Here is a 13,534-nt window from a genome sequence, read left to right on the forward strand (position 1 = left end):
CTGACACACCGCATTCGCGAGCAAGCCCGCTCCCACACAAGCCCGCTCCCACATGGGGCCTGTGTTGTCAGGAGGGCTTAGCGGCCGCCCATGATCGCAATGTAGTCCTGGGTCCAGCGGCTATACGGCACGAACTTGCCGCCCTCAGCCTGCGGGGTTTTCCAGAAGGCGATCTTGTCGAACTGGTCGAAACCATTGGTCTTGCAACCCTCGGCGCCGAGCAGTTCGCTTTCCTTGCACGCCGCAGGCACCGCCGGCAGCGAGCCGAACCAGGCCGCCACATCGCCCTGCACCTTCGGTTGCAGCGACCAGTCCATCCACTTGTAGGCGCAATTCGGGTGCTTGGCCTCGCTGTGCAACATGGTGGTGTCGGCCCAGCCGGTGGCGCCTTCCTTGGGGATGGTCGACGCAATCGGCTGCTTCTCGTTGACCAGGCCGTTGACCTGATACGGCCACGCGCTGGACGCCACCACGCCTTCGTTCTTGAAGTCACTCATTTGCACGGTGGTGTCGTGCCAGTAGCGGTGGATCAACGGTTGCTGGGCGCGCAACAGGTCGAGCACGGCCTTGTATTGGGTTTCGGTCAGCTCATAGGGGTTCTGGATGCCCAGATCCGGCTGGGTCGACTTGAGGTACAGCGCCGCGTCGGCGATGTAGATCGGGCCGTCATAGGCCTGCACGCGGCCTTTGTTCGGCTTGCCGTCCGGCAGGTTTTGCGCCTCGAACAGCACGTTCCAGCTGGTGGGCGCGGTCTTGAACACGTCGGTGTTGTACATCAACACGTTCGGGCCCCACTGGTACGGGGTGCCGTAGGTTTGCTGGCCGACCACGTACCACGGCGCATCCTTGAGGCGCGGGTCGATGTTCTTCCAGTTCGGGATCAACGCCGTGTTGATCGGCTGCACGCGCTTGCCACCGATCAAACGCAGCGAGGCGTCGCCCGAGGCGGTGACCAGGTCATAGCCGCCCTTGGCCATCAGGCTGACCATTTCGTCAGAGGTGGCGGCGGTTTTCACATTGACCTTGCAGCCGGTTTCCTTCTCGAAACCGCTGACCCAGTCGTAGGCCTTGTCGCTTTCGCCACGTTCGATATAGCCGGGCCAGGCGACGATATCCAGCTGGCCTTCACCAGCGCCAACGGCCTTGAGCGGTTCGGCGGCCTGCAGGCTGGCGCTGGCCAGCAGCGCGGTGGCCAGGGCACTGAGCAGTGCGGTCTTGTGCGCGGACATGGGGGTTCCCTCTTCTTTAATTATGGTCGGGGCAGTTTTTCGCAAACCGGTGACGCATGAGCTTAGTTGTTGTTTTAGAGATGCTGGCCGTGGCGCGCCATGATGTGGCGCACCACGCTGTAGTCCTGTAGCGAATCGCTGGACAGATCCTTGCCATACCCCGAGCGCTTCAAGCCGCCGTGGGGCATTTCGCTGACCAGCATGAAGTGGCTGTTGATCCAGGTGCAGCCGTATTGCAGGCGGGCCGCGACTTGCATGGCCTTGTCCAGGTTCTGGGTCCACACCGAGGAAGCCAGGCCGTATTCGGAGTCGTTGGCCCAGTCCACCGCCTGTTCCAGTTCATCGAAGCGGGTCACGGTGACCACCGGGCCGAACACTTCGCGTTGGACGATTTCATCATGCTGTTTACAGCCGGCCAGCAGGGTCGGTTGGTAATAGAAGCCGGCGCCGGAGTGCACGGCGGCGCCAGTCACCCGTTCGATATGCGGCTGGCCGAGGGCGCGTTCGACAAAACTGGCCACGCGGTCGCGCTGGCGCGTGCTGATGAGCGGGCCGAGTTCGTTGTCGGCATCCCGTTTGCCGGCAAAGCGCAGGCTGCTGACCGCGGCGCCCAGTTCGGCGACCAATTTGTCGTGAATCCCGGCCTGGGCGTAGATGCGGCAGGCGGCGGTGCAATCCTGGCCGGCGTTGTAGTAGCCATAGGCGCGCACGCCGTCGACCACGGCTTGCAGGTCGGCGTCGTTGCACACGATCACCGGCGCTTTGCCGCCCAGTTCCAGGTGCGTGCGTTTCAGGGTTTTCGACGCGGCTTGCAGGATCTTTTGCCCGGTGACGATATCGCCGGTCAGCGAGACCATGCGCACTTTTGCGTGGCTGACCAAATGGCTGCCGACACCTTCGCCACCGCCACACAGAATGTTGATGACACCGCGCGGCAGCAGTTGGCTGAGGGCCGGCGCCAAGGCGAGGATCGACAGCGGCGTGTGTTCCGAAGGCTTGAACACCAGGGTGTTGCCGGCGGCCAGGGCCGGGGCGATTTTCCACGCAGCCATCATCAGCGGGTAGTTCCACGGCGCAATGGAGGCCACCACGCCAATCGGATCGCGGCGCACCATGCTGGTGTAGCCCGGCAGGTATTCGCCGCTGAGCTGGCCCGTCTGGCAGCGCACGGCGCCGGCGAAGAAGCGGAACACATCGACGGTGGCGCTCAAGTCATCCTGGCGCGCCAGGTGCAGCGGCTTGCCGCAGTTCAGGGATTCCAGGCGGGCCAGGTAATCCGCTTGTTTTTCGATGGCATCGGCGATGCCGAGCAAGATGTTCGAGCGTTGTTGCGGCGTGGTGCGCGACCAACTGGCAAAGGCGCGGTGGGCGGCGAGGATCGCGCTTTCGACTTGCTCGGTGCTGGCTTCGGCGATCTGGGTGAGGACTTCACCGGTGGCCGGGTTGAGGATCGGCTCGGCAAAACCCTGGCCCTGGACCAGTTCGCCGTCGATCAGCAACGCAGTGAGCAGCGGGGTGGGCGCGCCGGACATTTTTCGCGATCTCTTTTCTTGTGTGGCCATGGGCGTTCTCTTACGAGGGCCTGACCTTTCTCTTATGGATGCACAGAGACTAGAGGTCAGGCGCGAGGTCAACAAATACTAAATACTGAATGCAGCATTCGATTAAATAGATGGCTTGCGCGGGTGTGGCTGTTCGCGGGCGACCGTCAGGAACGGGTCGACCAAGGCCGGCCGCGCGGTGCCACGGCGCCAGGCCAGGCCGACGTCGAGGGTCTGGCTGAGGTCGGCAATCGGCCGGGCTTCAATAATGTCGCCCTCCAGCGACCAGGGGCGGTAGGTCATGTCGGGCTGGATCGACACGCCCAGGCCCGCCGCCACCAGGCTGCGCACGGCTTCGGTGGACGCGGTGCGCAGGGTCACGCGCGGTTGCAGGCCGGCGCCGGCCCACAGGCGCTGGGCGTTGTGGCCCATTTCATCGACGTTCAGCTGGATCAGCGGCTCGCGCGCCACATCGGCGAGGTTGATGCTGTCGTGCTCCAGCAGCGGGTGTTGCGCCGGCAGCCACAGGCGGTGCGGGGAGTGGGTGAGCACTTCGGTTTGCAGGGCGTGGCGGTCTTCGAGGTTGGAGAGGATCAGCACGCCAACGTCGATTTCGCCGCTGACCAGCAAATGCTCGATGTACGGGCGCTCGTCTTCCATGACGCGGATTTCCACATTGGGATAGGCGCGCTGGAAACGCGTGAGCAGATCCGCCAGGTAATAGCCGGCCACCAGGCTCGTCACGCCGATGATTAACTGCCCGGCCACTTGGTCGGTGCTTTGTTGCAGGCTGCGCTTGGCGTTATCGACGGTGGCGAGAATCAGGTGGGCCTGGCGTAGGAATTGATGACCCTGGTGGGTCAGGGTCATGCCCTTGGCGTGGCGATTGAACAGGTTGACGCCGATTTCCTGCTCCAGTTGCTGGATTGCCAGGGTCAGTGTGGACTGAGAAATGAAGGCGGTCTGCGCGGCGGCCGAGATCGAGCCGGTCTCGGCCACGGCGATAAAGTGCCGGATTTGACGCAAGGTCATCATGCTGGAGTTACCAGTGGGGTGTTTTTATAGATTTGTTCGAGTGTATATCGGTTTTAGCGAAGGGTCGTCGCGTTACATCTGGAAGCACTCTAGATCGGGGCTTTTTGGCACTTAGTTTTACGCTGGGGGCCTATTGGTCCTATGAACCCAAGTGTCTGGAGGCTACGCATGAATACCCGTGGATTGCTCGATCAGTTGCTCAAATCCGGCCAGGACATGTTGCAAAACAAGGCTGGCGGCCAGCGTAAGCAGGACGACAAAGGTGCGCTCGGCGGGCTCCTCGGCGGCGGCGGCCTGGGCAGCCTGCTCGGCGGCGCGGGCGGTGGCGCCCTCGCGGCCGGGGCCATGGGCCTGCTGCTGGGGAATAAAAAGGCGCGCAAGTTCGGTGGCAAGGCCCTGACCTACGGCGGGCTGGCCGCGTTGGGCGTGATTGCCTACAAGGCCTACGGCAACTGGCAGGCGCAACAGGCCACTGCGCCCAAGGGTGAGCCGCAAACTATCGACCGTCTGCCGCCAGCCCAGGTCGAGCAACACAGCCAGGCCATCCTCAAGGCCCTGGTCGCCGCCGCCAAGGCTGACGGCCATGTCGACGAGCGCGAACGCACGTTGATCGAAGGCGAATTCACCAAATTGGACAACGACCGCGAGCTGCAAAGCTGGCTGCATGCCGAACTCAACAAGCCCCTGGACCCGGCCGACGTGGCCCGCGCAGCCAGCACCCCGGAAATGGCCGCCGAGATGTACATCGCCAGCGTGATGCTGGTGGACGAGGAAAACTTTATGGAAAAGGCCTACCTCGATGAGCTGGCGCGCCAGCTCAAGCTTGAGCCGGGTTTAAAGGCTGAATTGGAAAAACAGGTGCGCCTGAACGCGTAATCACTGACACAACAGGGATCAACCTGTGGGAGCGGGCTTGCCCGCGAATGCGGAGTTTCAGTCACTGAATGTGCTGACTGACCCACCGCCTTCGCGGGCAAGCCCGCTCCCACAGTTTTTTTACCGAGTCAGGCGTTGTTCCGAAGGAGGGCAGCTCCCCGGGTTGTTTTTGGATTCTGTGAGCATTCCATCAAAACCCGTTGATTAATGAGGGCTTCTGCTCAGCTATACTCCCCTCCATTTGAATGGCCCTCCGAGGAATTACTGTGAAGAACTGGACCCTGCGCCAACGGATCTTGGCAAGTTTTGCGGTCATTATCGCCATCATGCTGTTAATGGTTGTGGTCTCTTATTCACGGTTGTTGAAGATCGAAGACAGTGAAGTCGCCGTGCGCGACGACGCGGTGCCGGGGGTTTACCTCAGTTCGATGATTCGCAGCGCCTGGGTCGACAGCTACCTGCAAACCCTCGAATTGCTTGGCCTGCGCGAAGACAAGAAGCTCAGCGACGCCGACAGGGCCGAGTTCAAGGCGTTCGAAGCGCGCATCCAGCAGCAGATGAGCAACTACGCCCAAACCATCGCCGGCAGCGAGGACCGTACCGAGTTCGACCGCTTCGAAGCCCTGCACCAGGCCTACAACAAGAGCCTGTCCACGGTGCTCGACAGCCTGCAGCGCGGCGATCTGGTGGCCGCGCGCAAGGAGTTCGACACCCAGCTCACGCCGACCTGGACCGCAGGCCGCATGAAGCTCAACGACATCATCACCGAAAACAAGGACGTCGCCGACCGCGCCACCAACGCCATCGACGATGCCGTCTCGGCCGCGAAATTCAGCATGTTCCTGTCCCTTGCCGTGGCCATCCTGGCCGCCGGCCTGTGCGGCCTGCTGCTGATGCGCGCGATCATGGCGCCGATGCAGCGCATCGTCGAAATCCTCGGCACCATGCGCGACGGCGACCTGAGCAAGCGCTTGAACCTGGAGCGTAAGGACGAATTCAACGCGGTCGAGACCGGCTTCAACGACATGATGACCGAGCTCACGGCCCTGGTCTCCCAGGCCCAGCGCTCGTCGGTGCAGGTGACCACCTCGGTCACCGAGATTGCCGCCACCTCCAAGCAGCAACAGGCCACCGCTACTGAAACAGCGGCCACTACCACCGAGATCGGCGCTACATCGCGTGAGATCGCTGCCACTTCCAAGGATTTGGTCCGCACCATGACCGAAGTCTCCACCGCCGCCGACCAGGCCTCGGTAGCGGCCGGTTCCGGGCAACAAGGCCTGGCGCGCATGGAAGAAACCATGCACTCGGTGATGGGCGCCGCCGACCTGGTGAACGCCAAGCTGGCGATCCTCAATGAGAAGGCCGGCAACATCAACCAAGTGGTGGTGACCATCGTCAAGGTCGCCGACCAGACCAACCTGTTGTCGCTCAACGCTGCCATCGAGGCCGAGAAGGCCGGTGAATACGGGCGCGGGTTTGCCGTGGTCGCCACCGAAGTGCGCCGCCTGGCCGACCAGACCGCCGTGGCCACCTACGACATCGAGCAGATGGTGCGTGAGATTCAGTCGGCGGTGTCGGCGGGCGTGATGGGCATGGACAAATTCTCCGAAGAAGTCCGTCGCGGCATGTTTGAAGTGCAGCAGGTCGGCGAGCAGCTGTCGCAGATCATCCATCAGGTTCAGGCCCTGGCGCCGCGGGTGTTGATGGTCAACGAAGGCATGCAGGCCCAGGCCACCGGCGCCGAGCAGATCAACCATGCGTTGGTGCAGTTGGGCGATGCCAGCAGCCAGACCGTCGAGTCCCTGCGCCAGGCCAGCTTTGCGATTGATGAACTGAGCCAGGTTGCGGTCGGTCTGCGCAGCGGCGTGTCGCGTTTCAAAGTCTGATGAGCGACCTCGCGGCTAAACGCGGCGCCGTCCCGGCAGCGAAAAAGGCGTTGTTCCTGGTGTTCCACATCGGCAGCGAACGCTACGCCCTCAAGGCCACGGAAGTGGCCGAGGTGTTGCCGCGCCTGCCACTCAAGCCCATCGCACATGCGCCGGCGTGGGTCGCCGGGATCTTTGCCCATCGCGGCGCTTTGGTGCCGGTGATCGATTTGAGTGCGCTGACCTTTGGCGCCCCGGCCCAGGCGCGTACCAGCACGCGGCTGGTGCTGGTGAACTACCTGCCAAGCGCCGAGGTTGCGCCGCGCTGGCTGGGGCTGATCCTCGAACAGGCCACCGACACCCTGCGCTGCGACCCCGCCGAGTTCCAGCCCTATGGCCTGGACAACCGCCAGGCGCCGTACCTGGGGCCGGTGCGTGAAGATGCACTGGGCCTGATGCAATGGATTGGCGTCAGCGACCTGCTCACCGACGACGTGCGCGCCTTGCTGTTCTCTGCCGAGTTGAGCGTATGAGCAGCGACCCGCGCGTCTTCAACTTCCTCAAGGAGCGCATCGGCCTCGACGTCGCCTCCGTCGGCGAGGCGATCATCGAGCGCGCCGTGCGCCAGCGCAGCCAGGCCGTGCATGCGACGACGGCGGATGATTATTGGCAGCAGCTGCAACGCTCCCATGACGAGCAACAGGCGCTGATCGAAGCGGTGATCGTCCCCGAGACCTGGTTTTTCCGCTATCCCGAATCCTTTGCCACCCTGGCCCGCCTGGCCAAGGCGCGCCTGGCCGCGATCAAGCAGATGCGTGCGCTGCGCATCCTCAGCCTGCCGTGTTCCACCGGCGAAGAACCCTATTCGATTGCCATGGCCTTGCTCGATGCGGGCCTGGCGCCGCACCAGTTCAAAGTGCTGGGCCTGGATGTCAGCCCGCTGTCGGTGGAGCGTGCGCGGCGTGGGGTGTATGGCAAGAACTCGTTTCGCGGCGCCGATATCGAGTTTCGCGACCGCCATTTCAACGAGTCCGCCGACGGCTTCCACATCAGCGAGCGCGTGCGTGAGCAAGTGCGCCTGCAAGTCGGCAACCTGCTCGACCCGACGCTGCTGGCGAACGAGGCGAGCTACGACTTTGTGTTCTGTCGCAACCTGCTGATCTACTTCGACCAGCCGACCCAGAAGCAAGTGTTTGATGTGCTCAAGGGCCTGACCCACGAGGACGGCGTGCTGTTTATCGGCCCGGCCGAGGGCAGCCTGCTGGGGCGCCATGGCATGAAGTCGATTGGCGTGCCGCAGTCGTTTGCGTTCAGCCGGCATGTCGAGCCGGTCAAGCCTGCGCCGGTGTTTGCGCCGATTCCCGCGCCGTCACCACCACCGCGCAGTGCGGCGGCGTTGCCGGTCAAGCCGCGCCCGTTCAGCACGTTCAGTGCCCAGGTGGTGCCGATCAAGGCACCGCCGTCCGACGCGGCGGATCTGCTCAGCCAGATCGCCACCCTGGCCAACGAAGGCAAGAGCGCCGAGGCCCGCGCCGCGTGTGAACGCTATTTGAGCAACCACCCGCCGGCCGCCCAGGTGTTTTACTGGCTGGGGCTGCTCAGCGACGTGGCGGGCAGTGCCCTGGAAGCCCAGGGGTTTTACCGCAAAGCCTTGTACCTGGAACCCCAGCACCCGCAGGCCTTGATGCACCTGGCCGCGTTGCTTGAATCCCAGGGCGACAGTGCGGGGGCGCGCCGTTTGCAGGCGCGTGCCGCGCGTAGCGAGCGAGCTGACAGTGAGTCCAAACGATGAGTAGCCCACACGCGCTCGACACCGCCGGCCTGGACCTGACCCTGGCCGACACCCAAGCCATCGACGACTGCTGGAACCGCATCGGCATCCATGGCGACAAGTCCTGCCCGTTGCTGGCGGACCATATCCATTGCCGCAATTGCGCGGTGTACTCCGCCGCCGCCACGCGCTTGCTCGACCGCTACGCGTTGCAGCAGGACGACCAGCGGCCGCAAGCCGCGGTTGAAATCGACGAAGACGTGGTCACGCGCTCGCTATTGATGTTCCGTCTCGGCGAGGAATGGCTGGGCATCGCCACCCGTTGCCTGGTGGAAGTGGCGCCGTTGCAACCGATTCATTCGCTGCCGCACCAGCGCTCCCGTGCCTTGCTTGGCGTGGCGAATGTGCGCGGCGCACTGGTGGCGTGCCTGTCGCTGGTGGAGTTGCTGGGCCTGGACGCCACGACCAATGGCGCCAGTGGTGGGCGGATCATGCCGCGCATGTTGATTATCGCCGCGCAGGACGGCCCGGTGGTGGTGCCGGTGGATGAAGTGGACGGCATCCATGCCATCGACGAACGCACCTTGAAGGCGGCGTCGGCCTCGGGCACCCAGGCCAGCGCGCGCTTTACCCAAGGTGTGTTGCAGTGGAAAGGCCGCAGCCTGCGTTGGCTGGACGAGGCGCAATTGTTGTCTGCCGTGACCCGGAGCCTCACATGACCCCCGACCAGATGCGCGACGCCTCGCTGCTGGAACTGTTCAGCCTGGAAGCCGACGCCCAGACCCAGGTGCTCAGCGCCGGCCTGCTGGCCCTGGAGCGCAACCCGACCCAGGCCGACCAGCTTGAAGCCTGCATGCGCGCGGCCCACTCGCTCAAGGGCGCGGCGCGGATTGTCGGGGTGGACGCCGGGGTCAGCGTGTCCCACGTGATGGAGGATTGCCTGGTCAGCGCCCAGGAAAGCCGGCTGTACCTGCAACCCGAACATATCGACGCGCTGCTGCAAGGCACCGACCTGCTGATGCGCATCGCCACGCCGGGCAACACCGTGGGCCCGGCGGATATCGAAGCCTATGTGGCGTTGATGGAGCGCTTGCTCGATCCGTCCCAGGCGCCGGTCAAGGCCGTGTCGCCACCAGTGCCGCCAGCACCCGAGCCCGCACCTGCGCCGCTGGTTGAAGCGCTGCCACCGGAACCCGAGCCCGTGGTGCCCGTCAGTGTTGAGCCGCCGCGCCAGAACCGGCGCATGACCGAAGGCGGCGAGCGCGTCTTGCGCGTAACCGCCGAGCGCTTGAACAGCCTGTTGGACTTGTCCAGCAAGTCCCTGGTGGAAACCCAGCGGCTCAAGCCTTACCTGTCCAGCATGCAACGCCTCAAGCGCATCCAAAGCCAGAGCGCCCGCGCCCTGGACACGCTGGACGGGCAACTGAAGACCCTGGACCTGAACCTCGAAGCCCAGGAAGCCCTGGCCGATACCCGCCGCCTGCTCAGCGAAGCCCAGGCCCTGCTGGCGGAAAAAACCGCCGAGCTGGACGAGTTCGGCTGGCAGGCCGGGCAGCGCGCGCAAGTGCTCTACGACACGGCGCTGGCCTGCCGCATGCGCCCGTTTGCCGATGTGCTGGCTGGGCAAGTGCGTATGGTTCGCGACCTTGGCCGCAGCCTGGGCAAGCAGGTGCGCCTGGAGATCGAGGGCGAAAAGACCCAGGTCGACCGCGACGTGCTGGAAAAGCTCGAAGCGCCGCTCACCCATTTATTGCGCAATGCCGTCGATCACGGCATCGAAATGCCCGAGCAGCGCCTACTCGCGGGCAAGCCGGCCGAAGGGCTGATCCGCCTGCGCGCGTCCCACCAGGCCGGTCTGCTGGTGCTGGAATTGAGCGATGACGGCAATGGCGTGGACCTGGAGCGCCTGCGCGGCACCATCGTCGACCGGCACTTGTCGCCGCTGGAAACCGCCCTGCGCTTGAGCGAAGAGGAACTGCTGACGTTCCTGTTCCTGCCGGGTTTCAGCCTGCGCGACAAGGTCACCGAGGTGTCCGGGCGCGGCGTCGGCCTGGATGCGGTGCAACACATGGTGCGCCAACTGCGCGGCGCGGTGGTGCTGGAGCAGACGGCGGGGCAGGGCAGCCGTTTCCACCTGGAAGTGCCGCTGACCTTGTCGGTGGTGCGCAGCCTGGTGGTGGAAGTCGGCGAAGAAGCCTATGCGTTCCCGCTGGCGCATATCGAGCGCATGTGCGACCTCGCGCCCGACGACATCGTGCAACTGGAAGGCCGCCAGCATTTCTGGCACGAGGGCCGGCATGTCGGCCTGGTCGCCGCCAGCCAGTTGTTGCAGCGCCCAGCGGGGCAGAGCCCGTCGGACACGTTGAAGGTGGTGGTGATCCGCGAGCGCGATGCGGTGTACGGGATTGCCGTGGAACGTTTTATCGGCGAGCGCACGTTGGTGGTGCTGCCGCTGGATGATCGCTTGGGCAAGGTCCAGGATATCTCTGCCGGCGCCTTGCTGGACGACGGCTCGGTGGTGTTGATCGTCGATGTCGAAGACATGCTGCGTTCGGTGGACAAACTGCTTAACACCGGCCGCCTGGAGCGGATCGCCCGGCGCAGCCAGCAGGCCACCGAAGCGCCGCGCAAACGCGTGCTGGTGGTGGATGACTCGCTCACCGTGCGGGAACTACAACGCAAATTGCTGCTCAATCGTGGCTATGAAGTCGCGGTGGCGGTGGATGGCATGGATGGTTGGAACGCCTTGCGCTCCGAGGATTTCGACCTGTTGATCACTGATATTGATATGCCTCGCATGGACGGTATTGAATTGGTCACATTGTTGCGTCGTGATAGTCGCCTGCAATCGCTGCCGGTGATGGTGGTGTCGTACAAGGATCGCGAAGAAGACCGACGTCGTGGCCTCGACGCCGGCGCCGACTATTATTTAGCCAAGGCCAGTTTCCACGACGATGCCTTGCTCGACGCGGTGATGGAGCTGATCGGAGGGGCGCGGGGATGAGGATTGCGATCGTCAATGACATGCCCCTGGCCGTCGAAGCGCTGCGCCGTGCCTTGAGTTTCGAGCCTGCCCATCAGGTTGTGTGGGTGGCGAGCAATGGCTTGGAAGCGGTGCAGCGCTGCGCTGAAGTGACCCCGGACCTGATCCTGATGGACCTGATAATGCCGGTGATGGACGGCGTGGAGGCGACTCGGCAGATCATGGCCGAGACGCCGTGCGCTATCGTGATCGTTACCGTGGACCGTCAGGCCAACGTCAGCCGCGTCTTCGAAGCCATGGGCCACGGTGCCCTGGATGTGGTGGACACCCCGGCGCTTGGTGTGGGCAACCCCAAGGACGCGGCGGCGCCGTTGCTGCGCAAGATCCTCAATATTGGCTGGCTGATCGGCCAGCGCGGCAGCCGCGTGCGGGCCGAGACGGCACCGCAACGCGCCACCGGCAAACGCGAGAGCCTGGTGGCGATCGGTTCGTCGGCGGGCGGCCCGGCCGCCCTGGAAATCCTGCTCAAGGGCTTGCCCCGGGACTTTTCCGCGGCCATCGTACTGGTGCAGCATGTGGACCAGGTGTTTGCCGCCGGCATGGCCGAATGGCTGAGCAGCGCCTCCGGCCTGCCGGTGCGCCTGGCCCGCGAAGGCGAGCCGCCGCAAAGTGGCGTGGTGTTGCTGGCCGGCACCAACCATCACATCCGGCTTCTGAAAAATGGCACCCTGGCCTACACCGCCGAGCCGGTGAACGAGATTTACCGGCCGTCCATCGACGTGTTTTTCGAGAGCGTCGCCAGCCACTGGAACGGCGACGCGGTCGGTGTATTGCTGACCGGCATGGGGCGCGACGGCGCCCAGGGGCTCAAGCTCATGCGTGAACAAGGATATTTGACCATCGCCCAGGATCAGCAGAGCTGCGCGGTGTATGGCATGCCCAAAGCGGCGGCGGCGATTGATGCTGCTGTTGAAATTCGCCCACTGGATAGAATTGCGCCCCGATTGCTGGAGGTCTTTGCAAAATGATCACGACCCCCGGCGGTGCTGGCTTGCAGGTAGTAATTCAGGTGACTGCACATGAATGATTTACAGATCGACGACATCAAGACCGACGAAAACGCCGCCATGGTGCTGCTGGTCGATGACCAGGCCATGATCGGCGAAGCGGTACGCCGTGGCCTGTCCCATGAAGAGAATATCGACTTTCACTTCTGCGCCGACCCGCACCAGGCGATTGCCCAGGCGATCCGCATCAAGCCGACGGTGATCCTGCAAGACCTGGTCATGCCCGGCCTTGACGGCCTGACCCTGGTGCGCGAATACCGCAACCACCCGGCTACGGCGAATATCCCGATCATCGTGCTCTCCACCAAGGAAGACCCGCTGATTAAGAGCGCGGCGTTCTCTGCGGGGGCCAACGATTACCTGGTCAAGCTGCCGGACAATATCGAGCTGGTGGCGCGTATCCGCTATCACTCGCGCTCCTATATGACGCTGTTGCAGCGTGATGCGGCGTATCGCGCGCTGCGGGTCAGCCAGCAGCAGTTGCTGGACACCAACCTGGTGTTGCAACGGCTGATGAACTCCGATGGGCTGACCGGGCTGTCCAATCGTCGTCACTTCGACGAATACCTGGAGCTGGAATGGCGCCGGGCCATGCGTGACCAGACGCAGTTGTCGTTGTTGATGATTGATGTGGATTTTTTCAAGACCTACAACGATAGCTTTGGCCACGTTGAAGGGGACGAGGCGCTGCGCAAAGTGGCGGCGACCATTCGTGATGCCAGTAGCCGGCCTTCGGATTTGCCGGCGCGTTATGGCGGTGAGGAGTTTGCTCTGGTGCTGCCGAACACGTCGCCGGGTGGGGCGCGGTTGGTGGCGGAGAAGCTGCGTATGGCGGTGGCGGCGTTGAAGATTCCGCATATTGCGCCGGCTGAGGGGGCTAGCCTGACGATCAGTATCGGGCTGTCTACGGTGACGCCGCAGCAGGGGAGTGATTGTCGGCAGTTGATAATGGCGGCGGATAAGGGGCTCTACACGGCTAAGCATAATGGGCGGAATCAGGTGGGGATTGAGTAGGGCTGGGTTTTGTTTTGTTGTGTTGTGTTGTGTTGTGTTGTGTACATATCCGTTGCTGCGGTAACGGCCACTTAGGGTTCCGCTCTTACAGCGGGTCACTTTGGAAAAGCCCCAAAGTAAGCAAAGGGCTCTTGCCCCAACACTCGGTGC

11 protein-coding genes are annotated in these 13,534 nt (G+C 63.6%); 8 read left to right on the top strand and 3 right to left on the bottom strand.

Going from position 1 to position 13,534, the window contains the following annotated elements; all coding sequences use genetic code 11:
* Nucleotides 1-77: 77 nt before the first annotated feature.
* From ydcS to NUV89_RS22130, 3 genes are all read right to left on the bottom strand, one after another.
* Complete coding sequence (gene ydcS, locus NUV89_RS22120; protein ID WP_257782976.1) at nt 78-1,229, bottom strand: putative ABC transporter substrate-binding protein YdcS; 1,152 nt, start codon at nt 1,227-1,229, stop codon at nt 78-80.
* Nucleotides 1,230-1,303: 74 nt separating this feature from the next.
* Complete coding sequence (locus NUV89_RS22125; protein WP_257782977.1) at nt 1,304-2,761, bottom strand: gamma-aminobutyraldehyde dehydrogenase; 1,458 nt, start codon at nt 2,759-2,761, stop codon at nt 1,304-1,306.
* A 132-nt stretch (nt 2,762-2,893) separates the two neighbouring features.
* Nucleotides 2,894-3,805, bottom strand: coding sequence for a LysR family transcriptional regulator (locus tag NUV89_RS22130; RefSeq protein WP_012722545.1), 912 nt, complete (start codon nt 3,803-3,805; stop codon nt 2,894-2,896).
* Between the two features lie 168 nt (nt 3,806-3,973).
* Between NUV89_RS22130 and NUV89_RS22135 the strand changes: the two genes are divergently transcribed.
* The 8 genes from NUV89_RS22135 to NUV89_RS22170 all read left to right on the top strand — a co-directional run bounded on the left by NUV89_RS22135 (nt 3,974) and on the right by NUV89_RS22170 (nt 13,384).
* Nucleotides 3,974-4,681, top strand: coding sequence for a tellurite resistance TerB family protein (locus NUV89_RS22135; RefSeq protein ID WP_257782978.1), 708 nt, complete (start codon nt 3,974-3,976; stop codon nt 4,679-4,681).
* Between the two features lie 266 nt (nt 4,682-4,947).
* Entirely contained in the window at nt 4,948-6,570 is a 1,623-nt protein-coding gene (locus NUV89_RS22140) for a methyl-accepting chemotaxis protein (RefSeq protein ID WP_257782979.1), read from the top strand.
* Complete coding sequence (locus NUV89_RS22145; protein ID WP_257782980.1) at nt 6,570-7,082, top strand: chemotaxis protein CheW; 513 nt, start codon at nt 6,570-6,572, stop codon at nt 7,080-7,082. The genes NUV89_RS22140 and NUV89_RS22145 overlap by 1 nt, the downstream gene beginning before the upstream one ends.
* Nucleotides 7,079-8,341, top strand: coding sequence for a protein-glutamate O-methyltransferase CheR (locus tag NUV89_RS22150; protein WP_257782981.1), 1,263 nt, complete (start codon nt 7,079-7,081; stop codon nt 8,339-8,341). The genes NUV89_RS22145 and NUV89_RS22150 overlap by 4 nt, the downstream gene beginning before the upstream one ends.
* Nucleotides 8,338-9,039 (top strand): chemotaxis protein CheW, encoded by a 702-nt coding sequence (locus tag NUV89_RS22155; protein ID WP_257782982.1) that lies wholly within the window; start codon nt 8,338-8,340, stop codon nt 9,037-9,039. Before NUV89_RS22150 ends, NUV89_RS22155 begins: the two co-directional genes overlap by 4 nt.
* The gene (locus NUV89_RS22160) at nt 9,036-11,324 is read left to right on the top strand and encodes a hybrid sensor histidine kinase/response regulator (protein ID WP_257782983.1); all 2,289 of its coding nucleotides are present in this window, start codon (nt 9,036-9,038) and stop codon (nt 11,322-11,324) included. Before NUV89_RS22155 ends, NUV89_RS22160 begins: the two co-directional genes overlap by 4 nt.
* Nucleotides 11,321-12,331 (top strand): chemotaxis response regulator protein-glutamate methylesterase, encoded by a 1,011-nt coding sequence (locus NUV89_RS22165; RefSeq protein WP_257782984.1) that lies wholly within the window; start codon nt 11,321-11,323, stop codon nt 12,329-12,331. Before NUV89_RS22160 ends, NUV89_RS22165 begins: the two co-directional genes overlap by 4 nt.
* A gap of 51 nt (nt 12,332-12,382) precedes the next feature.
* A complete protein-coding gene (locus tag NUV89_RS22170; protein WP_257782985.1) occupies nt 12,383-13,384 on the top strand; it encodes a PleD family two-component system response regulator in 1,002 nt (333 codons plus the stop codon).
* The last annotated feature ends 150 nt before the right edge of the window (nt 13,385-13,534 follow it).

The organism is Pseudomonas sp. 18.1.10, assembly GCF_024655625.1.
Taxonomy (GTDB): domain Bacteria; phylum Pseudomonadota; class Gammaproteobacteria; order Pseudomonadales; family Pseudomonadaceae; genus Aquipseudomonas.